The organism is Chryseobacterium lathyri (assembly GCF_030812195.1).
In the GTDB taxonomy this organism is placed as follows: Bacteria; Bacteroidota; Bacteroidia; order Flavobacteriales; family Weeksellaceae; genus Chryseobacterium; species Chryseobacterium lathyri_A.
On sequence record NZ_JAUSSF010000001.1, the window covers coordinates 875489 to 897611 of the forward strand.

Below are 22123 nucleotides of genomic sequence, written 5' to 3' on the forward strand. Positions count from 1 at the left end.
TTCCTTATATTTGATATAAATGCAACATAGATGGATAAAATTTATGGATTTACACATTATTCCTTTTTCACTGAAATGTCTGAGCTGGCTACAAAGCATAATAGTTTTGACCTTTCTTTGGGACTTCCTGATTTTGATATTGATGAACGGTTAAAATCATTTTTAAAGGAAGCTGTAGATTCCAACAAGCATCAGTATGAGCCACTTGCAGGCAATCCTCTGTTGATAAATAATATTATCGCATACAATGCAGCACGTAAAAACAGCATCAGCCTTAAAGAAAATGAGGTAACTGTTGTTCCATGTGCAACCTTTGCTTTACATACAGCCCTTAAATCCATTTTAAGCCAGGGAGATGAAGTAATTATTATTCAGCCTTCCTATTATACTTACGGTCCTTCTGTCGTTCTTAACTGCGGCACTCCTGTTTATTATGACCTTGATAATGATTTTACCATTAATTGGGAGAAGTTTCAAAATTGCATCTCTGAAAAAACAAAAGCCATTATTGTCAACTCCCCACAAAATCCTACAGGAACCATCTGGAAACAAAAGGACTGGAACCAGCTCTATGAACTAATAAAACACCAGGAAATTTATCTCATATCGGAAGAAATCTATGATACCTACTGCTATGACGGAATCGAACATTACAGTTCTTTTCTTCATCCTGAGCTGAAAAACAAGACTTTCTGCATTTTTTCTTTCGGGAAAATGTTTCATACTTCCGGCTGGAAGGTCAGCTATTTACTTGCCTCAGAACATCTTACTTCAAAATTCAGATGCCACCAGCAATATATTTCCTATAGTGCGAATGCTCCCGCCCAATATGCCCTTGCCAAATATCTGGAAGTATTTGATTCCTGTGAAAATAAAAAGAAGATGCAGCGAAAAAGGGATATATTTAATGAAATGATTGCATTTACACCTTTAGAAGCAACTAAAAAGGCTGAGGGAAGCGTTTTTCAAATTGTTAATTTCAGGAATGTTTCTAATACGATGACAGATGTAGAGTTCTCAAAATGGTTAACAGTAGAGAAAGGAACAGCATGCCTTCCCCTTTCTGCCTTCTATAATTCACGGCAGAATTCCGATTATGTACGGTTCAGTTTTGCCAAAAAAGATGAATTGATCATCCAGGCCCTGGAACATCTGCAGAAAAACCTGTAGATAAGGCATCAGTCAATCTAAAAAACATGCATAGCCATGCACTTGAAAAATTCTTTTTATCAATAAAAAAGCACCGCTTGAGACGGTGCTTTGAATATTTAACTCTGATTTTAAAGAGCAAGAACTCTTACATCAATTCTTCTGTTCTTTGCTTTACATTCATCGGTGTCATTCGCTTCACAAACCGGATGCTGAGAACCATAGCCTTCTGCTTCTACCCTGTCTGATGAAATCCCTAATTCCAAAAGCTTCAGTTTTGCTGTCTGAGCTCTCAGATTTGACAATTTCTGATTGCTTTCTTCATTGCCTGTATTATCCGTGTATCCTCCTAATTTGATTTTTAAATCAGGATAGGCATTTAAGATTTCAGCAAGATTATTAAGCTGAACATCTGAACCGGCTTTCATATCACTGGATCCTGTTTCGAAATAAAGATTTTCCAGAGTAAACCAGTTATTAGGATTTATGACAGTCTGATCTTTTTGATTTACTGAATTGTACAGCTGGAACAGTCTGCTCCCTTCTCCTAAAGTGATTGTTTTTCCACCTTTTAGTTTAACCTCCTGAATATTTCCTGTTTCATAAACAAAATCCCCGTTTTCATTAAGGTGTCCTTTGATTTCCTTTGGAGCTGAAGGAAGCGTTTGAATATCTGCATGTGTTGTCGCTGAACCTGCATTGTAAGCTCTTGTCAGACTCTCCAGTTTCGCTTTTCTATTGGCTTCAATTTTATCTTTATGCAATACGGCCAACGTCGGTGCAATCACTAATGAAACAATGGACATCAGCTTGATCAGAATGTTCATTGATGGTCCTGAAGTATCTTTAAACGGATCTCCCACAGTATCTCCTGTTACGGAAGCTTTATGAGGTTCTGAGCCTTTATAATAAGTCTGACCGTTGATATCAACGCCTTTTTCAAATGATTTTTTGGCATTATCCCAGGCACCGCCGGCATTATTCTGGAACATTCCCATCAGAACACCACTCACGGTAGCTCCGGCTAAAAAGCCTCCCAAAACTTCAGGTCCGAAGATAAATCCGATCAGCAAAGGTGAAATAATAGCAATAGCTCCCGGAAGCATCATTTTTCTGATGGATGCATCTGTGGATATGGCCACACATTTTTCGTATTCAGGCTGTGCTTTTCCTTCCAGGATTCCCGGAATTTCGCGAAACTGTCTTCTTACTTCTTCTACCATGGCCATCGCAGCCTGTCCTACTGCAGTAATGGCAAGTGAAGAGAATATAAACGGTATCATTCCCCCTACGAATAAGCCAGCCAGAACATCTGCCCTGTATATATCAATTCCATCGATTCCGGCAATTCCTACAAAGGCGGCAAATAAGGCTAATGCAGTCAATGCTGCTGAAGCAATTGCAAATCCTTTTCCCGTGGCTGCCGTAGTGTTTCCTACAGCATCCAGGATGTCTGTTCTTTCACGTACTTCTTTTGGGAGTTCACTCATTTCAGCAATTCCCCCGGCATTGTCAGCAATCGGTCCGAAAGCGTCAATAGCAAGCTGCATGGCAGTAGTTGCCATCATTCCTGCTGCTGCAATAGCTACTCCATAAAGTCCTGCACACAAATAGGATCCGTAAATACCTCCTGCCAATACAAGTATTGGAAGCAAGGTAGACTCCATCCCTACTGCCAAACCTCCGATAATGTTCGTTGCATGACCTGTAGAAGACTGTCTTACAATGCTGGAGACCGGCCTTTTACCCATCGCCGTATAATATTCTGTAATGATACTCATTAAAGTTCCTACAACAAGCCCTACCATTATAGCTCCAAAAACGCCCATTTTGGTAAATTCATGTTCTCTGAGTGTCATTTTTTCAGGAAGAAGGTAGGTAACCAAAAAATAAGAGGATATGGCAGTGATTACAATACTTCCCCAGTTTCCTAAATTCAGAGCATTCTGAACGCTTGAAGTGGATGAGCCTTCATTGTCATTAATTCTTACAAATAAAGTTCCTATCATAGAAAAAATAATGCCTGTCCCAGCAATAAGCATTGGAAGAAGGATAGGTGCAAAGCCTCCGAAGGAATCATCAGACATTGTTTCTCTACCCAAAACCATTGTTGCCAGTACTGTTGCCACATAAGACCCGAAAAGGTCGGCTCCCATTCCAGCCACATCTCCTACATTGTCACCTACGTTATCGGCAATAGTAGCTGGATTTCTAGGATCATCCTCAGGAATTCCTGCTTCCACTTTTCCTACAAGGTCAGCTCCAACGTCTGCAGCTTTAGTGTAAATTCCTCCGCCTACTCTCGCGAAAAGAGCAATGGATTCTGCGCCCAAAGAAAATCCTGTAAGAATTTCAATTGTTCTTTCCATTTCATAGGAATCTACTGTTGCATCAGGAGCGAAGATCTGTTTAATGATCAGAAAAAGAGCACCTAAGCCCAGAACTGCCAGCCCAGCCACTCCCATTCCCATAACTGAACCTCCTGTAAAGGAAACTTTTAACGCTTTGGAAAGTGAAGTTCTTGCTGCTTCTGCTGTTCTTACATTGGCTTTTGTTGCAATCTTCATTCCGATAAATCCTGCCAATGCAGAAAATATGGCTCCAACGGCAAAAGCAACTCCAATGCTCCAGTGGGAATTGGAATTACTGGATCCCATTACAGCAAGTAGTATTGCAACTACAACTACAAAATAGGTCAAAATCTTGTACTCGGCCTTTAGAAAAGCCATTGCACCGTCAGCAATATGTCCGCTGATTATTTTCATTTTCTCATTTCCGGCATTCTGCTTACTTACCCAGTTACTCTGCAGGAAAGTATACAATAAGGCTACAACACCAAAAACCGGAATTAAATAGAACAAATCCATAGTTTATTATTTTTATATTAATAAATAGTAATTAGTTTTATAAATATAACAAAAATTCCAATGTTTTATTAAGCCGGTTCTATATTATATTTTTCCGAAAAATTTAAAGCGTAAAAGGTAATATTCCGGGAAAGTATTAATTTATTTATGAAAAAACATTTTTTACAAATAAAAAGGCAGATGAAATTCATCTGCCTTTATTATTTTGGAACGCTGTTTCTTAGCCTCCGAATTTTTCTGCATAATCTTTTTGGGAAGCTTTGATCACTTTTTTAGCATGCTCAGCTCCGTATACCTCATGAATTCTACATTTTGCAGGTTCATCCGGTAAGTTCTTATAGGTTAAGAAATAGTGCATCAATCTTTTCACTTCAGCTTCCGGAAGTTCAGAAATATCTCTGAAATGTCCAAAAGCATGGTCACCAATCATTACAGCAACAATTTTATCATCTGCTTCACCTCCATCGATCATTTTAAATCCACCGATTGGAATAGCTTCCATTAATAGTCCTCCTGAATGAATATTGTGGGAGCTTAACACACAGATATCAAGCGGATCATGATCACCTTCTGTCACATCATCAGCACCAGCTTCTACAGCCAGTTTCATGACTTCATTATGGCAGTATGTTCTTGGAACAAATCCGTATAAAGCGGGAATAATATTAGAAAATTTCTGAGGCCTGTCTACCTTCAAAAATCCTGTTTCTTTATCTACTTCATATTTAATAGTATCTGAAGGAACGATTTCCACGAATACGTTTACAACATTTGGCGCATCTTCTCCTGCAGAAACTCCATGCCATGGATGTGCTTTAAAATTTGGAATCATTATTTATCTGTTATTTTTAAGTTATAATTAAAATTTCTCTTCTAAGGTCTTCTATGGTAGCAGCGATATAATCCTCACCTTCCATATAATTCATAATGAAAATGGTTTTGAACTCCTCCAAATCAGCATTGTCATTCAGCCCATCATATGTTTTATGAAGTAAATCAATCAAAGCATTTTTTGAGTCCACGATATTCTTCCATGAACTTTTCGTAATATACAGCTGTTGTGAAGAATTATACTCAAACTCTTCATTGATGGTCTTTTCTGTAAGGAAGATAAACTCATGTACTGCCAAACCTTTATCAAATTTCTGGATGATATTCGATGGCTTTATTCTTTCTAAAAAGAGGGTCATCCTTTCATAGGAATGTGCTTTATTTTCAGAGTTTGATTTCACGGAAAGAAGCTTGATCTCCTGATTTTTAAGGGTAATGTACGAATGTACAAATTGTCTCAGCAAAACCAAAAAAGGAATTGCTATAATCAATGCAAAAGCATACGGGAGATATCCTGAAAAACTTGCCATAATTTTAGACCGCAAAATTACTAATTATTTTCCGGCTTCTAAAGAGTTTTTAAATATATCAGTCTTAGAATTCTGAATATAGATCAGAGACAGAATAATGATCAGGTAAAAACCAATCATCATTCTGTTGGCCAGACTTGGAAAAACCAGATATCTTAGAAAAACAGCGGCATACACAGCGCCAAAAAATAAGCACTGAGCCCAGCTTTTTTTACTGTTCAAAGAAAATTTGTTTGCAAGAATAACAACTATAAACAATAAAAGTAATGGGAAATATGACCCGTTAAAGTCCAGCATAATTGTTTTTTTTATAAAATTCAGATAATCCGGAAAATAGAATGGATCTGGATTTGATATCGGATAGATCTGGACTTTTGTAAACTGGTTCATGAATAAAACAGACCATGAAATCTGGTTGAAGTACTGGATCAAAAAGAAGGAAAGGAAAATATAGCCGTAAGAAAGAAATACTTCCGCCGTTTTAATCTGAAGAGTGTTTTTATAAAAATAAACCAGAATATAAAGAAACGAATATAAAATAAAATATTCAGGTCTTGTTAAAACACAGAGCATTGCAAAAACCGTAGCTGCAAGATGATTCTTTCTGACTACAAAAACATACAGACTCAGCAAAAGCAATAAACAGGATAAACTGTCCGCCGAAGCATGCCTGCTTGCCTCCAAAAGTGGTTTAAATAATGAAATTAGAACTGTTATGATAAATGCTAAGGGATAATTTTTTAAAATCCTGATCAGAAAACTGAATATTAAAATCAAAATAGAAACATAAGATAGTATGGAGGTTAAAAATATTGCTGTTGTGACTTTAAAACCTAATTTAAAGAACATCAGGTTCACAAAATTATAAAATGGTTTTACGGAAAACAGCTGAAGTTCTTCTTCATACGCTTTGGGGTTTTCTGACAGAATATAATAATAACTGTTTTCACCTATTGCAATTTCTTCATCATTGGTGGAGATTTCAGAAAGTTTCGGGTTTATATTTTTTAATTCTGTATATACTTTTTTATGAATATCTTCTATTTTAAGATCGGAATATTCAGTTTTATAAATAAGACCCATGTAGGCTTCCAAATCTGCATTATAATACTGATGGGTGTACAGATAGTAAGACATCAGGCATAAATAGATCGAAAAAATAAAAACAAGAATATTTTTAGTTTTCTTCATTTGCGTTTTAGTTTAATTCAATAAAGAATGCAAAAGTAAAAAAACTATTCTCTTGGTCATTATGATTCAGCTTATTTATTCTTTTTATGAGAGCTCCTATGGAGGATCAGCAGATTATAACTGAAATAATGCCGGTCTTTGTGTCACCTCATGATAACATACACTATTTTCATCAAAGAAGTGATAAACCAGGCTTTTTCTGGTTCTGTTTTTATCTGTGTGTGGTTCGCCACCGTGGAGAATATTGGCATGCCATATTAACATATCCCCTTTTTTTGCTTTAAAAATCTCTTTTTTCAGACCTAATTCTTCAACCTTGGATTCCAAAAACTCTTCATAGGCCCGGTAACTTTTTTTACCGATTTTAAATGTACCCCCTTCATTATCATAATCAGAATTAAGGAAATAAGGAAGTTTATGGCTTTTGGGAATATAATGTAATGCACCATTGGTCTCATCCACATCCTCTAAGGCAATCCATACTCCCAGAAGCCCGCCAAGCGGATAGGTCGTCATATGAATACTGTCTGAATGTGTTTTCTGCTGGCTGCCATTAATGAAGTTAATGCTCTGAAAAAGCTTGGCCTTACCATCTAAAAGGACAGACAAAAAATCCAGCAGGTTCTTATCGTTTCCAATATTTCTAATGATCTCAGAATGATGGATAGCAAACATCAGCTTGCCGCCGTAAATAAACTTCAGCGTGCCGTTTTCCATCAGTTTTTCAATTTCGCTATTGATCCTGTCGGCAGCATCTGCAGTGATGAAATTCCTCAAAATCATGTATCCATTCTCGTCATACCGAAGAACGCTTTCTTTATTTTCGGTAGTAAGTCCTTTGAAAAATGCAGTATCAACAAGCTTATCCTGATCTATTTTTCTTTCGGCAGCCGGAAGATGGGCAAAATCGGCACTGGAAATACTGGAAAAGTAATTTTTATTGAGCCCATACTTTCTATACAACGGAATATTATGCTGTAATTTCTTCTTATTAAAAAAATTATAAATAATATAGGGCAGTTTATAATAACGGATCTGCTTTAGCATGGCTGGATTATTGGATAAATACTTTATAAAGGTACGGAATAATATTTAATTAAAATCATTCTAAATAACGAAATAAACATGATATTGATCTTTAAGAAAGCTTGCCTCTCATTAAAAACCGGGCAAAATCCTTAATCAATGTTTTTTTAGAATTTTCTATGACAGCATAATGTTTTAATTCTGGTCTGAAACCTCTGAAAAACTCTTCAATACTCGGAAGATTACCTCCTTCAAAATCAAAAATAAAATTTTCTATATTTTCTTTGATTACATGATCAATAAGCGTAGATGCCCCGGCCATTTTAATGTATTTTTTATCATTAAAAGTTCCTAAAAGGGCAATTGTATCGTAATCTGAATAAATAGCAATCATATTAGTGATCTCATGATGGTAGTAAAAAGCCAGAAATTTTAAATGTTTTGATAAATAAAATGCTTCGAGAGTTTTCAGTAAAGTATCTGTATCGCCTTCTTTATCCAATCCTATCACATTGTTTTTTATGAAAGTTTCTGCTTCTTCGTATTGTATTTCCTTAAGCTCTGAATTTTCTGTTACTTCATCATACAACCTTAATTTTCTTTTTCTTTTGGGCGAATATTTGGCATACACTTTAGCATACTCATCCGGATACAAAAGAAAATTCTTTTTTGTTTTTAACTTTGAATCAAAGCTATTGGTTTCATTAAAGTGATAAGCTCTCACCAGATAATTTTTCTGAAGAAAATACAGGAATTGTTCATTGATCTTTTTATCATCTTTATCTGAAAAGACTCCAAGTTGCTGGCATATCAGCGGATTATGCACAATTTTAATCCCTTTTTTGAGGATAAAAGGAACTGGCATTACCGCCTCATAATCATTATAAACCAAAACATCCCATTGCCTGTCTGTAGTTACATCTAAAAAACTTTTTGATGCTGAATACTTCCTCTGTTCTGACTTTTCCAGGCAGTCTGCATATTTTTTAAAATCAATCTCGTTATATTTCAGTCTTCTAATCATAACAATCCTTCATCTGAGAAACTAAAGTAGGTGTCCTGTGTAACAATAATATGGTCTAAAAGCTGTATACTCAATGTTTTTCCTGCCTCATGTATCTTTTTTGTAATGCTGATGTCTTCTTTGCTGGGTTTCAGGCTTCCCGACGGATGATTGTGAGCAATAATAATTCCTGTTGAAAAATGGTCAAGGGCCGTTTTAAACAGAATTCTTACATCTACGATTGACTGGCTTATACCACCCTGTGTCAGCTGTGAGATATGAATTACCTTATTGCTCTGGTTCAGGAATATAGCCCAAAATTCTTCAGTCCTTAAATCGGATAGTTTGTTTTTAAGAATAAAATATGCATCATCGCTATTTGAAATCACAGCTTTCTCAGGTATTTCCTGAACGGTCCTCCTCTTTCCTATTTCCAATGCAGCAATGATGGAAACAGCTTTTACTTCACCAACCCCTTTAAATTTCATAAGCTCTTTATTGGAAAGAAGGCTTAACTGGTGCCAGCTGTTATTTACTGATGCAAGGATCTTTCTTGCTAATTCCAATGCGCTTTCGTCCTTACTTCCGCTTCCCATAATGATCGCCAGAAGTTCAGAATCAGAAAGTGAACTTTTCCCTTTTAACAAAAATTTTTCTCTAGGTCTATCGTCTTCGGCAAGGAATTTTATGGTCATTTGTGTATTATAAAGTTATAAATAAGGATTTCAGAATTTAATAAAATGCATACATGATCACCGGTTGTCTTGACTGATCAAGATATTTTGCGGTCTGCTTAAATGCATTGGCAGAGAGCATCGGACATCCTAAGCTCAAGCAGGCGGGAGCCGGAGATTCCTGATCTTGAATGCATCCGAAAGAATGCAAGACTATTGCCCTTTGCATGGCATTGCTGTTACCTTTATCCAGACCCTTCAGCCTGTAAGCTTTTCCAAATTTTCCGTTATAGCTGTTCAATATTTCATACTTCCCGAGTGAAGACTGATATGACCCTTCTATATTACTGAAATTCAGGCTATCAGAATTTTGAATAACTGATCCTGAGCCATGAGAAACAATTGCTTTCTGCAATATTTTATTGTTTTTCAGATCATAGATAAAGTAACGATATTTCCCGGAATAAATCTTAAAATTAATAAAGATAGCAATATCCTGATTATAGCTCTTTCCCTTCACAAAATTTTTAATTTCCAGAACCTTTGCCGCAGGAAGAACACCGGAAGCACTATTTTCCTGGCACATAACTCCAGAGCAGGAAAGAATAAAAAGGAACAGGAAAATATTTTTTTTCATGAGGTAAGGTTGTTTTTATTCGATGATCATTCCATCTTTCATGACCAGTTTCCGGTCTGTTATTTCGGCAAGATTTGGGTTGTGGGTTACAATGACAAAAGTTTGGTTGTATTTATCTCTAAGATCAAAAAATAACCTGTGAAGATCATCTGCATTCTTTGAGTCTAAGTTTCCTGTAGGCTCATCCGCAAAAATAATTTTAGGCGAATTAATCAAGGCTCTTGCTACAGCTACTCTTTGCGCCTCGCCTCCGGATAATTGGTTGGGCTTATGATTTAGTCTCTGTTCTATTTTAAGGTCTTCAAATAATGCATATGCCTTTTCTAAAGCCTCTTTTTCATTAGCTCCACCAATTTTCGTGGGAAGCAGAACATTTTCCAAAGCAGTAAATTCCGGAAGAAGCTGATGGAACTGAAATACAAAACCAATATTCTGATTCCTGAATTTGGAAAGCTGTTTATCATTCATATTAATGAAAGATTCGCCTGCAATACTTATTTCCGTATTGTATTTATTGGAATTGCTGGGATGATCCAGGGTGCCTAAAATCTGAAGCAGCGTAGACTTTCCCGCTCCGGATTCACCTACAATAGAAACCACTTCACCTATTTTAATATGAATATCAACTCCTTTCAGTACTTCTAAATTTCCATAGGATTTATGGATATTACTCGCTTTAATCATGATTCAAAAATAGTGATTTCTCTAAACAAAAATATAATTAATTAAAAATTTTATAGATGTACAGAACAGATATTTTAATTAATTAAAACAAAAAACCTCTCAAAGCGAGAGGTTTTAATATTTACAATCCGGACTGTTACAGTAACAGGGTTAAAGGACTTTCCAGATATGTTTTTAGAGTCTGTAAGAACTGAGCTCCTGTAGCACCGTCTACCACTCTGTGATCACATGCCAGCGAAAGCTTCATAATATTTCCTACCACAATCTGACCGTCTTTTACGATCGGCTTTTCGATGATCGCTCCTACTGAAAGGATCGCTGAATTCGGCTGGTTGATGATACTTGTAAATGTTTCGATTCCGAACATACCCAGGTTTGAAATTGAGAATGTAGAACCTTCCATTTCATTAGCTTTAAGGCCTTTGCTCTTAGCTCTGGAAGCCATATCTTTTACCGCTGCAGAGATCTGAGTGTAGTTCATCTGGTCTGTATTTTTAAGTACAGGAACCACTAATCCGTCAGGAATAGCTACTGCTACCCCCACATTGATATTTCCTCTGTGGATAATCTTGTCTCCTGCCCAGCTTGAATTTACCTGAGGATGCTTTCTTAAAGCAACAGCTGTTGCTTTAATGATCATATCGTTGAAAGAGATTTTAGTATCCGGTAAAGAATTGATTTCTTTTCTGGCCTCAATCGCTTTATCCATATTGATCTCCACCATCAGATAATAGTGAGGAGCAGAGAATTTACTTTCAGCAAGACGTTTTGCAATAATATTTCTTACCTGAGAGTTTGGAGTTTCTGTATCTTCACCCTGAACAAAGCTCAATGCAACCTGAGCTGCTGCCGGAGCAGAAGCCGCCGGTTGAGCCTGTGCCTGGGAAGGCTGATAGTTTTCAATATCTTTTTTAACAATTCTTCCGTTCTCTCCTGAACCGTTAACGCTGTTGATGTCAACCCCTTTGTCCTGAGCCATTTTCTTAGCTAACGGAGAAATCGCTACTCTTTCTGAAGATGAAGAACTTGCTGCCGCAGCTGCTTTTTCTTCCGCTTTCGCCTCAGTTTTCTGTTCAGCCGATTTTTCAGAGGTCTGGGCCGCTGCTTTTGGAGCACCTACCGCAGAAACATCTGTTCCTTCCGGACCGATGATTGCTAATACTGAATCTACCGGAGCTGCGCCACCTTCTTCTACACCCTGCTTCAATAATACTCCGTTGAATTCAGATTCAAAATCCTGAACAGCTTTATCTGTTTCGATTTCAGCAAGAAGGTCTCCTTCTTTTACTGTATCGCCTACATTTTTATGCCATTTCGCCACTTTACCTTCCGTCATAGTATCGGAAAGTCTTGGCATTGTAATAATTTCTACACCTGCAGGAACTTCTGCAGTAGTCTGCTCAACACTTGTAGCTTTATTTTCTGTTTTTGATTCTTCTTCAGACTTCTTCTCTTCAGAAGCACCTGCAGCGGAAGCAGCAGCTCCGCCAGTCAGCCCTGAAATATCTTCTCCCTCATTCCCAATAATCGCTAAAACAGAATCTACAGCAGCAGCACCGCCTTCTTCTACACCAATATATAAAAGAGTTCCTTCTATTTCAGATTCGAAATCCTGAACAGCTTTATCTGTTTCAATTTCGGCTAAAATATCTCCTTCTTTTACTTTATCTCCTACTTTTTTATGCCATTTTGCCACTTTCCCTTCCGTCATAGTATCCGAAAGGCGGGGCATCGTAATTACTTCTGCCATAATTTATTGTATTATTTTTTCAATATGATGAGTAATGATAGAAACCTGTGATTTTTCACATCATCTATCATTGGATCAGCAATTATTTTAGTTTTCTAATTTATCTAAGAATGGATAGTCTTCCTGAGCATAAACATATTCATACACCTTATCCGGATCAGGATATGGAGAATTTTCCATGAATTCGATACATTCATCTACAAAATCTCTTGATTTATTGTCGATCGTTTCCAATTCTTCTTCTGTAGCCCAACCGTTTTGCAAAATTCTGTGTTTTACCAGTTCCATAGGGTCATCATTTTTGTGAATCGCTACTTCTTCTTTGCTTCTGTAAGGCTCGGCATCGGACATCGAGTGTCCTCTGTAACGGTAAGTTCTGGCTTCTATAAAAGTAGGCCCGTCTCCTCTTCTTGCTCTTTCAATGGCTTCGTAAGCTGCTTCAGCCACTTTCTCAGGATCCATAGCATCTACGGCAAGGCAAGGCATTTCATATCCTAAACCTAATTTGTAGATATCTTCATGGTTGGCTGTTCTTTTTACAGAAGTTCCCATTGCGTATTGGTTGTTTTCCACTACAAATACTACAGGAAGTTTCCAGTTCATCGCCATGTTGAATGTTTCGTGAAGCGATCCCTGTCTTGCAGCTCCGTCTCCGAAGAAGCAGATGTTTACAGCTTTTCTGTCAAAATATTTATCTGCAAAAGCAATTCCGGCTCCCAAAGGAATCTGTCCGCCTACAATACCATGTCCGCCATAAAAACGGTGCTCTTTACTGAAAATGTGCATAGAACCGCCCATACCTCCGGACGTTCCGGTAGCTTTACCACAAAGTTCAGCCATGATTCTCTTTGGATCTACTCCCATCGCCATTGGATGGATGTGGCATCTGTAAGCAGTAATCATACTGTCTTTTGTTAAATCCATTGCATGTGTGAAGCCGGCAGGGATAGCCTCCTGACCGTTATACAAATGTAAAAAACCTCTGATCTTTTGTTTTAGATAAAGAGAACGGCATTTGTCTTCAAACCTTCTCCACATAGTCATATCTTCATACCACTTCAGGTATACCTCTTTAGAAAATTCTTTCATGTGCTAGCTCTTGCTTTTTTATGATGAATATTTGAGCAAAATTATAAAAAAAACTTTGTTTTTATCGTATACATAGTAATTGTTTTTTTGCTTATAGTGTTATATTTGAATTTTAAACTTGAACATGGAAGAAAAACAGCCTTCAACAGTACATAAAATCTCAAAAATCATCTCAGATTTTTTCAATCCGCTAATTTCTTTATTTATTTTTTTCATTTATATGAGTATAAGTGAATATTCACTCGAAGATTCTCTTCTTTATTTTGTTCCTATATTATTAATGATTATTGTACCGGTCGTGATCTGGCTGGTTTGGAATGTAAAAACCGGAAGATATACCAATATAGATGTTTCAGACCGTATTCAAAGGAAAACGCTCTATATTTTTATTGCTGCCTGTGTGGTCACTTATCTTATTTTCAACTATATAAGAAACGGGTATATTGATCTTGTCATGCTGTTTATCCTGATCCTTGTTTTCACGATGCAAATCAGTAACCTCTTTATTAAAAGCTCGATGCATACGGCATTTAATGTATTTGTTGCTGCATTGTTTTTTACATTGGACTGGAAAGCAGGACTGGTATGGCTAGGAATTGCGGCTTTAGTGGGAATTACGAGAATCATTTTAAAAAGACATACGGTAAAGGAAGTATTTATGGGTGCAGGAATAGCATTTGTGGTATCTTTTATTTATCTTTATTGCAATATACAATTTCAACATTAAGAATATTCTATGAAAATAAATCATCTTACCGGTGCTGAGGAGAATTTTATGAAGCTGTTTTGGAAGCTTGAATCTTTTTATCTTAAAGACATTATGGAGCAGCATCCTGAACCGAAACCGCACCAGAATACTGTTTCTACCTACCTTAAAATATTGGTGGAAAAAGGTTATGTCGCCACTCAAAAGGAAGGAAGAATCTTCAAATACACTGTAGTTGTCCCTATGGAAGAATACCGTAAATTCTTACTGAAGGAGCTTGCCCATAATTTTTTCAATGATTCCGGAAAGGAAATGCTGGAGTTTTTATTCAATGAAAAATTAATATCACAGGATGACCTGAAGAATTATTTTGATCTTAAAATTGAGATTATTCCTGCAAAAGTTGAAGAACCGAAATTTGAATATGCAGATGAGATCTTAAATCCTAAAAAAGTTAAAAAGAGTAAAACAAAAGATAAGGATAAAGACAAGAAGAAAAAAAAGAAAAAAGACTAAGCACAAAATACACGAATCATGAAAACGAAAATCCGGGAAATAACAGGAAAGGCACAGGATGTCCTGTCGCGTTATCCGATGGTTTTATTAATGGGGCTACTCTCTTCTGTGGGAGCCATCCGTGTGTTGGACAGTAAGTACGATCGTGAATCGTTATTCATCCATTCCAAATTTACGATTTGCTGCTGCCTCGGCATTTCCCTCATGTTTGCTTTGAAAATCCTTTCCCAACGGATCGGAAAAAGACTGTTGCTGGAAATACTGGGTACAGCATTCCTGATCGGGTTTTTCTTTGTTCTGCCTACAAAAGAGAGAGATTTTACCGAAGTACATGGCTTTATCATAGCTATTACGCTTCTGCTTTCTCACTTACTGGTTTCCTTTGCTGCATTTCTGGAAAAGAATAAAGAGCTTAATTTCTGGCAGTATAATAAAAATCTTTTCGTTAATATTTTCCTGACTGCCGTTTTTACGGGAGTGCTTACAGGAGGTGTAGAACTGGCCATTCTAGCGGTTGACAAATTATTCGATTTTAATTTCAGTGACCATCTATATGCCGATACGTTTTATGTCCTGGCTATTTTCGGAAGCAGCTTTATCTTTCTTCTTTTCAATGAAACGGGGCTAAGCTATCTTGAAAAAGACAGTACCTATCCGGTGATCTTGAAGTTTTTCACACAGTTTGTCCTCATTCCGCTGCTTTTTATTTACCTGGTCATCTTATATGTTTATTCATTTAAAATAGTAATCAATTGGGAACTTCCGAGAGGATGGGTTTCTTATCTGGTCCTGGCTTACAGTATCATTGGTATCCTTGCCTTACTGCTTGTATATCCGCTTAAAGAGGAAAAAGCAAAATCCTGGGTCAAAGTATTTTCAAAGCTGTTTTATTACACCATAATTCCTTTGCTTGTTTTATTATTTACAGCTATATTTACAAGGATCCTGGAATACGGTTATACAGAACCCAGATACTTCGTATTGCTGCTGGCATTATGGCTGCTGAGTGTAGTCTCTTATTTTGTATTGAATAAGAAATCAAGCATAAAATTTATTCCAATCAGCTTATTTGCGTTTGGCGCTTTTTCATTGGTCTTTCCTTATTTAAATGCATTCAGTGTAGCCAAACGAAGCCAAAAAAATCAATTGATAACTCTTCTGGATAGAAATAAAATTCTGGTCAACAATAAAATAGATTTTCAAAAGAAGATATCAGATACGCTTGTTGATGAAATTGCCAATAAATTTGAATTTCTGGCAGAAAGAAAGGAAAAGGAATTTTTACTGAATCTGGTTGATACCAAAAAACAGAAAATCATAGCGGATGATTTTGAAAGACCTTACTATGGCTTAATAAGCAGCAATCTCAGAGAGGCATTTACGAATGTGAATAAAACTTCAAAGACTACAGGTTTTGAACGGTTTGTATTAGAAGCCGAGTCTAAAATAGTTGATATTCGGGGGTATCAGTATTTAATCAATTTTAACAGCTATAATCAGGAGTCGAAAGATATAAACGGAGATACGTTCCAGATTGATAACCAGACGGAGGTTAATAATATGCGAACAATTAAGGTCATCCTCAATTCAAAGGAAGCTGTGGATTTCAGTTCTGCAATGGATAAACTATTTGAGAATAATGCCGGCAAAAATAAAACGGTACAGCTTAAAGAAATCTCTATGGAAAGTGATTTGGGAAAATACCATATCAAAATAATTTTCCCGGATATCTCAAGAGATAAAGCCCCCAGGGAAAACCAAAAGAATATATTCTACGACAATGCAGCACTGCTGATCAAAGAAAAATAGATATAATAAAGCGGCATTTTAGCCGCTTTATTTATTATTATGTTGCAGAATAATAAACTATCAATAATAGCCTGTATTAGCGCTGAGAATCTATTTATTACTTTATAGCCAAAACCTATCTTATTATGTAGTATAGGCAGCAAATTATTATCCCTTCCTGATAAAATCAACAAAGTCAATTTTATCAGGAAGGGATAATAATACATAAAAAAAGCGGCTAAAAAAGCCGCCTTATATTTTTTACCAACGATTTCCGCCGCCGTTACCACCACGGTTATTACCACCGCCGTAGCCACCGCCACCATTTCCACGGTTGTTACCTCCGTAACCTCCGCCTCTGTTGTTGTCAAAGCTTCTTCTTGGCTTTTCCTCTCTTGGCTTAGCTTCAGATACGTTTAATTCTTTTCCGTTAAATTCTTTCTGATTAAGAGCTTCGATAGCTTGCTTTCCTTCTTCATCACCCATTTCTACAAAACCGAAACCTCTTGAACGGCCAGTTTCTCTGTCTGTAACGATTTTAGCTGATGATACATCACCAAATTCTGCGAATAGATCATGCAACTCATATTCTTTAGTTGCGTAATTGATGTTTGAAACAAAAATGTTCATTTTAAATAAAAATTAAAAATTAATAAAAATTTGGTATATAAAAGAAAAACAACATAAATTAATGAACAAATATTGATTCCAAATATAAACGTATGCAAGATACAATTAAAAATTTTAAATCAAAGTTTTTTTTAAAGTATTTGTCACATTTTGAGGAATTCGAAGCTGTTTTTTATTGAATAGCAATAAATAGATATTGTTTTTCACTAAAATTTTGTTGAAATTTACCAAAAGTTAAAGTTAGTTAACATAATAAAAAAACTATTCTCCAAAAGTGCAAAATACAACCTTTTTAAAGACAAAATATAACCCATGCCTATTATAATAAATCTTGATGTGATGATGGCTAAGCGAAAAATGTCACTGAACGAGCTTTCAGAAAAAATAAATCTTACCTTATCCAATCTATCCAATCTAAAAACCGGAAAAGCAAAAGCAATCCGCTTCAGTACGCTTGATGCCATATGCAAAACACTGGACTGCCAGCCCGGTGATATTTTAGAATTCAAAGAGTAACCTGAATTTAAAAAACCAAAGTAATATGATAGATCACTCTTATTGATAACATCTTTATCTTTATGAAACATACTACAAATTATACCAACACCTTTATTGAAGTTGCCGATGACTGCCCTGTTTCCCAAGCCGAAGTACCGTCTGAAAAGAAAATAAAAACATTGGCAGAGCTTCAGTATAAACAGATCATGAAACATCCCTACCGCTATACTTCTGATGATATCATATTTGAATGTTATGCTCTGAAAAATGATATCCCGGAAAGCGAAAGACAGCAGGCAAGGATACAGTTTTTCTCCAAAGGACAACCCTGCCTCAGGTGTTCCCCGCTATCCAAACGTTATGGATTCGGAATCCATCACAATGAGGAAGGAAAGGTAGCTATCTTCCCTGTTGAAAGTAAAGAATATCAAAAATTTTTAAACGATAGTACCATAAAAAAAGTAAAGGCGATGCGTTCCAAGAAAATATAATTGAGAAAATGAATCATTTCCTTCAGATAAGTAAATACTGTTTCTTTGATAAACCCAGTTTTTAACACTAAATTTGTGAAGCAAATTATCAAAACATGAACTATCATACCAGAAAATGGGTAAAGCCCGAAGACCTGAATCCCAATCATTCTCTTTTTGGAGGAAGACTTTTACAATGGATCGATGAAGAGGCAGCGCTTTACGCAATCATTCAGTTGGAAAACACAAAAGTGGTTACAAAATTTATTTCAGAGATTAACTTTGTAAGCTCTGCAAAACAGGGAGATATCATAGAAATAGGGATTGAAGCCACACACTTCGGATCTTCGTCTGTTACCTTAAAATGTGATGTAAGGAACAAAATGACCCACCAGACAATCATTACCGTAGACAAGATCGTAATGGTAAACCTGGATAATGAAGGAAACCCTGCTCCACACGGAAAAACCCAGATCGAATTTGTAAAAGACAGATTAAGCAAGCCATGAAAATTTTCATTAAGAACATGGTGTGCAACCGCTGCATCTCTGCAGTGGAAAAAATATTCAGCGAGGCTGGTATAGCAGTAAACTCTGTTGTGTTAGGAGAAGTAGAAGTCGACACTGATATTTCAGCAGAAAAAATGCTGGCTGTGGAAAAAAGTCTTATGGAGACTGGATTTGAAAGAATTAAGGACTCCGTTCACCAGCTTGTCGACAAGATCAAAAATACCATTATTATCAAGATCAGTGAGCTGGATATTGATGAAAACTTCCTTCTTTCCGAGTTTTTAAGCTCAAAAATCCCCAAAGATTACAGCTCTCTTTCTAAAACCTTTTCTCAGAACGAAAACATTACCCTCGAACAGTTTTTTATTCTTCACAAAATTGAAAAAGTAAAAGAACTGCTTCTTTATAATGAATTTACCCTCACAGAAATCGCAGGGAAGCTTGGCTATAAAAGTGTTCAGCATCTTTCCTCCCAGTTCAGGAATATCACAGGCTTTACTCCTACGGAATTCAAGAAGCTGAAGGACCATCAAAGAAAGACCCTGGATAGTCTTTGAGTTTGAGGGTTGGAAGATTGTGGATACTCAAAACCCTCCTATTTTAAAACTCTCAAACACCTGTAAGCAAAATTCTATAACTATTATCCTTAAATTTATAACAGCCTTACCAATTCGTTTTGGAAATTTGTAGTATAAATTCAAGGATCATGAACAGACAATATAATATACTCGGAATGACGTGCTCCGGCTGTCAGAAAAAAATTTCTGAAAAGCTCAACTCTGTTGAGGGAGTTACCGCTGATGTAAATCTGGAAAACAATACCGCAACCATCACTTCCGATAAGGAAATTGAATTGTCGGTTCTAAATAACGCTTTAGAAGAAATCGGAAAATACAGATTGGAAGACCCCAGTCAACCTGAAAAGACATTTATAAAACCTCAGGACAGGGTTTCTCCTTCTTCAGTATATTACTGCCCGATGGAATGCGAAGGCGAAAAAGTATATTTTAAACAGGGTGAAAGATGTCCGGTCTGCAATATGTATCTGGTTCCCATCGAGGAAAAACATGCTAAAGATCCTAATCATAAACCTGCCTACTCTTCTTCAAATCTGCCCGAGAATTTCAAAAACAGTATAGGAAAGCACTATTGTCCTATGTTCTGTGAAGGAGATAAAGTATATGACGAGAAAGGCGACTGCCCGGTTTGCCATATGCATCTGGAAGAAATTACAGAAGATCTTGCAAAAAATGCAACCTCTCAAAGCCATCAGCATGCTCATTCCCACCATCACGATCACAGCCATCATCATGAAGCTCCCAAAGTGACAGATGATATGGCCGGAAAATATTACTGTCCAATGTATTGTGAAGGCGACAAAACCTATGATTCTAACGTAGGATGTCCTGTCTGCGGAATGGATCTTGTAAAATACCCGGAAAAGAAAACTGCAAAATACACCTGTCCCATGCACCCTGAAATCATCCGTGACGAACCGGGAGACTGCCCGATATGCGGAATGGACCTGGTAAGAATGCCAGACAGTGGCGAGGGTGAAGAAGATGAAACATACAATATTCTGAAAAGGAAATTCATGACTTCCCTTGCCTTCACCATCCCGGTTTTTATTCTTTCAATGGGTGGAATGTTCATCACCTTTCCTTTTTCCCACACAATACAGGGGTTTATTGAACTTGCTTTAACGCTTCCCGTGATGTTTTATTCCGGATGGTTCCTGCTGAAAAGAGGCTGGGTTTCTTTCAAGACTTGGAATTTAAATATGTTCAGCCTGATTGCTTTAGGGGTTGCAGCAGCATTCATCTTCAGTATTGCCGCATTGTTCTTTCCTGATATTATTCCTCATGAAATCAGAGGTCATAATCATGAAATCCCACTGTATTTTGAGGCGGTCTGTGTCATCCTAACGTTGGTAATTTTAGGACAGCTGATGGAAGCCGCCGCTCATAAAAAAACGGGGAATGCTATCAAGGAACTGATGAATCTTTCTCCTGACGAAGCCAATCTTATTGTAAACGGAGAAGAAAAAAGAGTATTGCTTTCCCATATAAAAATCGGAGATCTGCTGAAAGTAAAACCGGGTGAAAAAATTCCTGTTGACGGTAAGATCACAGAAGGAAGCTCTTTGGTCGATGAAAGTATGATCACCGGAGAACCTGTACCTGTAGAGAAAAACATCGATGATAAAGTTTCTTCAGGAACAATCAACGGAAACAAGGTATTCATTATGAAAGCTGAAAAAGTTGGTGATGAAACCCTTCTTTCGCAAATCATTAAAATGGTAAATGAAGCCAGCCGGAGCAGAGCCCCAATACAGAAACTGACCGATAAGGTTTCCAAAGTCTTTGTTCCTGTTGTAATTCTGATTGCTGTTCTTACTTTTGTTTTATGGCAGTTTTTCGGGCCGGAAGGAAAAAGAAGTTTATTTGCTTTTGTGAATGCCGTTGCCGTTCTCATTGTTGCCTGTCCTTGTGCGCTCGGGCTGGCAACTCCGATGTCACTGATGGTGGGAATCGGGAAAGGAGCTAAAAGTGGAATACTCATCAAAAATGCAGAAGCGTTGGAACAAATGCATAAGGTCAATGTTCTGATCACAGACAAAACAGGAACTTTAACGGAAGGAAAGCCTTCTGTAGAACATATTGAAATTACAGGGAACAGAGATAAAAATGAGATCCTGAAACTTGCCTTTTCTCTAAACCAAAATTCAGAACATCCATTATCCAATGCCGTGATCAAAAGAGCAAAAAATGAAAATTTAACTGCTGAAAAGGTGAACCACTTTGAAAACATCTCAGGAAAAGGAGTTCAGGGGAAAATCAATGGAAAAACAGTTTATTTAGGAAATGAAAGCCTTCTGGTCTCCAACAGCTTATCTATTCCTCAGGAATTAAAACAAAAAGCAGTCGAAGTACAGTCCAAGGCACATACCATCTCTTATATTGCACAGGATAAAACAGTGTTGGGCTTCATCAGCTTTACCGATAAAATTAAGGAAACTTCCAAAAAAGCGGTTCAGCGTCTGATGAATGAGGGAATTGACGTGATCATGATGACCGGTGACAATGAACATACGGCCAAGGCAGTTGCCGACGAATTAGGAATCAAACATTATAAAGCAGGCTGCCTTCCGGAAGATAAGCTGAATGAGGTAAAAAAACTTCAGCAGCAAGGCAAGATTGTTGCGATGACCGGTGACGGGATCAATGATTCTCCTGCCCTTGCACAATCTAATATAGGAATTGCGATGGGAACCGGCACCGATGTTGCCATGGAAAGTGCAGAGATAACGCTATTGAAAGGTGATATTTTAGGTGTAGCAAAAGCTAAATTATTAAGTGAAAAGCTTCTCAAGAATATTAAAGAAAACCTGTTTTTTGCCTTTATTTATAATGTGCTGGGTATTCCCGTAGCGGCAGGATTATTGTATCCTTTCTTTGGAATACTATTGTCACCCATGATTGCTGCAGCAGCAATGAGCGTCAGTTCACTCTCTGTTATTCTGAACTCACTGAGGCTGAACTCTGTAGATCTGGATGCAGATATAAAATAATGTC

At 37.0% G+C, this 22123-nt stretch carries 21 protein-coding genes; 9 read left to right on the forward strand and 12 right to left on the reverse strand.

What is annotated here, in order from left to right:
• The first annotated feature begins 30 nt into the window (after window positions 1-30).
• Window positions 31-1170, forward strand: coding sequence for an aminotransferase class I/II-fold pyridoxal phosphate-dependent enzyme (locus tag J2T03_RS04040; RefSeq protein WP_307209591.1), 1140 nt, complete (start codon window positions 31-33; stop codon window positions 1168-1170).
• A gap of 110 nt (window positions 1171-1280) precedes the next feature.
• On the opposite strand, the gene J2T03_RS04045 is transcribed toward J2T03_RS04040, so the two are convergent.
• The 11 genes from J2T03_RS04045 to pdhA all read right to left on the reverse strand — a co-directional run bounded on the left by J2T03_RS04045 (window position 1281) and on the right by pdhA (window position 13431).
• Window positions 1281-4016: a sodium-translocating pyrophosphatase gene (locus tag J2T03_RS04045; RefSeq protein WP_307209593.1), complete on the reverse strand. Its 2736-nt coding sequence runs from the start codon at window positions 4014-4016 to the stop codon at window positions 1281-1283.
• 220 nt (window positions 4017-4236) lie between these two features.
• Window positions 4237-4848 (reverse strand): inorganic pyrophosphatase, encoded by a 612-nt coding sequence (locus J2T03_RS04050; protein WP_111953138.1) that lies wholly within the window; start codon window positions 4846-4848, stop codon window positions 4237-4239.
• A gap of 16 nt (window positions 4849-4864) precedes the next feature.
• On the reverse strand, window positions 4865-5377 hold the full coding sequence (locus J2T03_RS04055; RefSeq protein ID WP_307209595.1) for a DUF7935 family protein: 513 nt from the start codon (window positions 5375-5377) through the stop codon (window positions 4865-4867).
• A gap of 24 nt (window positions 5378-5401) precedes the next feature.
• The gene (locus J2T03_RS04060; RefSeq protein WP_307209597.1) at window positions 5402-6568 is read right to left on the reverse strand and encodes a hypothetical protein; all 1167 of its coding nucleotides are present in this window, start codon (window positions 6566-6568) and stop codon (window positions 5402-5404) included.
• A 114-nt stretch (window positions 6569-6682) separates the two neighbouring features.
• Entirely contained in the window at window positions 6683-7615 is a 933-nt protein-coding gene (locus J2T03_RS04065; protein ID WP_306842310.1) for a phytanoyl-CoA dioxygenase family protein, read from the reverse strand.
• A gap of 91 nt (window positions 7616-7706) precedes the next feature.
• A complete protein-coding gene (locus J2T03_RS04070) occupies window positions 7707-8618 on the reverse strand; it encodes a hypothetical protein (protein WP_307209599.1) in 912 nt (303 codons plus the stop codon).
• The gene (gene radC / locus J2T03_RS04075; RefSeq protein ID WP_307209600.1) at window positions 8615-9292 is read right to left on the reverse strand and encodes a RadC family protein; all 678 of its coding nucleotides are present in this window, start codon (window positions 9290-9292) and stop codon (window positions 8615-8617) included. The genes J2T03_RS04070 and radC overlap by 4 nt, the downstream gene beginning before the upstream one ends.
• Window positions 9293-9329: 37 nt before the next feature.
• Window positions 9330-9908 (reverse strand): murein L,D-transpeptidase catalytic domain-containing protein, encoded by a 579-nt coding sequence (locus tag J2T03_RS04080; RefSeq protein WP_307209602.1) that lies wholly within the window; start codon window positions 9906-9908, stop codon window positions 9330-9332.
• Between the two features lie 15 nt (window positions 9909-9923).
• Window positions 9924-10592, reverse strand: a complete 669-nt coding sequence (locus tag J2T03_RS04085) for an ABC transporter ATP-binding protein (protein WP_306842306.1) — start codon at window positions 10590-10592, stop codon at window positions 9924-9926.
• Between the two features lie 136 nt (window positions 10593-10728).
• On the reverse strand, window positions 10729-12342 hold the full coding sequence (locus J2T03_RS04090; RefSeq protein WP_307209603.1) for a pyruvate dehydrogenase complex dihydrolipoamide acetyltransferase: 1614 nt from the start codon (window positions 12340-12342) through the stop codon (window positions 10729-10731).
• A gap of 87 nt (window positions 12343-12429) precedes the next feature.
• Window positions 12430-13431, reverse strand: coding sequence for a pyruvate dehydrogenase (acetyl-transferring) E1 component subunit alpha (gene pdhA, locus J2T03_RS04095; RefSeq protein ID WP_306842304.1), 1002 nt, complete (start codon window positions 13429-13431; stop codon window positions 12430-12432).
• 124 nt (window positions 13432-13555) lie between these two features.
• Between pdhA and J2T03_RS04100 the strand changes: the two genes are divergently transcribed.
• The 3 genes from J2T03_RS04100 to J2T03_RS04110 are packed head-to-tail and all read left to right on the forward strand — an operon-like array spanning window position 13556 to window position 16462.
• The gene (locus tag J2T03_RS04100) at window positions 13556-14158 is read left to right on the forward strand and encodes a phosphatase PAP2 family protein (RefSeq protein WP_307209604.1); all 603 of its coding nucleotides are present in this window, start codon (window positions 13556-13558) and stop codon (window positions 14156-14158) included.
• A gap of 9 nt (window positions 14159-14167) precedes the next feature.
• Window positions 14168-14653 (forward strand): BlaI/MecI/CopY family transcriptional regulator, encoded by a 486-nt coding sequence (locus J2T03_RS04105; RefSeq protein WP_306842302.1) that lies wholly within the window; start codon window positions 14168-14170, stop codon window positions 14651-14653.
• A gap of 18 nt (window positions 14654-14671) precedes the next feature.
• Entirely contained in the window at window positions 14672-16462 is a 1791-nt protein-coding gene (locus J2T03_RS04110) for a DUF4153 domain-containing protein (RefSeq protein WP_307209605.1), read from the forward strand.
• 240 nt (window positions 16463-16702) lie between these two features.
• On the opposite strand, the gene J2T03_RS04115 is transcribed toward J2T03_RS04110, so the two are convergent.
• On the reverse strand, window positions 16703-17071 hold the full coding sequence (locus J2T03_RS04115; RefSeq protein WP_116011808.1) for an RNA recognition motif domain-containing protein: 369 nt from the start codon (window positions 17069-17071) through the stop codon (window positions 16703-16705).
• 312 nt (window positions 17072-17383) lie between these two features.
• On the opposite strand from J2T03_RS04115, the gene J2T03_RS04120 reads away from it, so the two are divergent.
• The 5 genes from J2T03_RS04120 (at window position 17384) to J2T03_RS04140 (ending at window position 22119) form a co-directional block, all read left to right on the forward strand.
• Complete coding sequence (locus tag J2T03_RS04120; protein ID WP_111953095.1) at window positions 17384-17587, forward strand: helix-turn-helix domain-containing protein; 204 nt, start codon at window positions 17384-17386, stop codon at window positions 17585-17587.
• A 62-nt stretch (window positions 17588-17649) separates the two neighbouring features.
• Window positions 17650-18060, forward strand: a complete 411-nt coding sequence (locus J2T03_RS04125) for a DUF6157 family protein (protein WP_307209606.1) — start codon at window positions 17650-17652, stop codon at window positions 18058-18060.
• 95 nt (window positions 18061-18155) lie between these two features.
• Window positions 18156-18548, forward strand: coding sequence for an acyl-CoA thioesterase (locus J2T03_RS04130; RefSeq protein WP_111953091.1), 393 nt, complete (start codon window positions 18156-18158; stop codon window positions 18546-18548).
• Window positions 18545-19105 (forward strand): helix-turn-helix domain-containing protein, encoded by a 561-nt coding sequence (locus tag J2T03_RS04135; protein WP_307209607.1) that lies wholly within the window; start codon window positions 18545-18547, stop codon window positions 19103-19105. The genes J2T03_RS04130 and J2T03_RS04135 overlap by 4 nt, the downstream gene beginning before the upstream one ends.
• A 149-nt stretch (window positions 19106-19254) precedes the next feature.
• A complete protein-coding gene (locus J2T03_RS04140; protein WP_307209608.1) occupies window positions 19255-22119 on the forward strand; it encodes a heavy metal translocating P-type ATPase in 2865 nt (954 codons plus the stop codon).
• Window positions 22120-22123 lie beyond the last annotated feature (4 nt).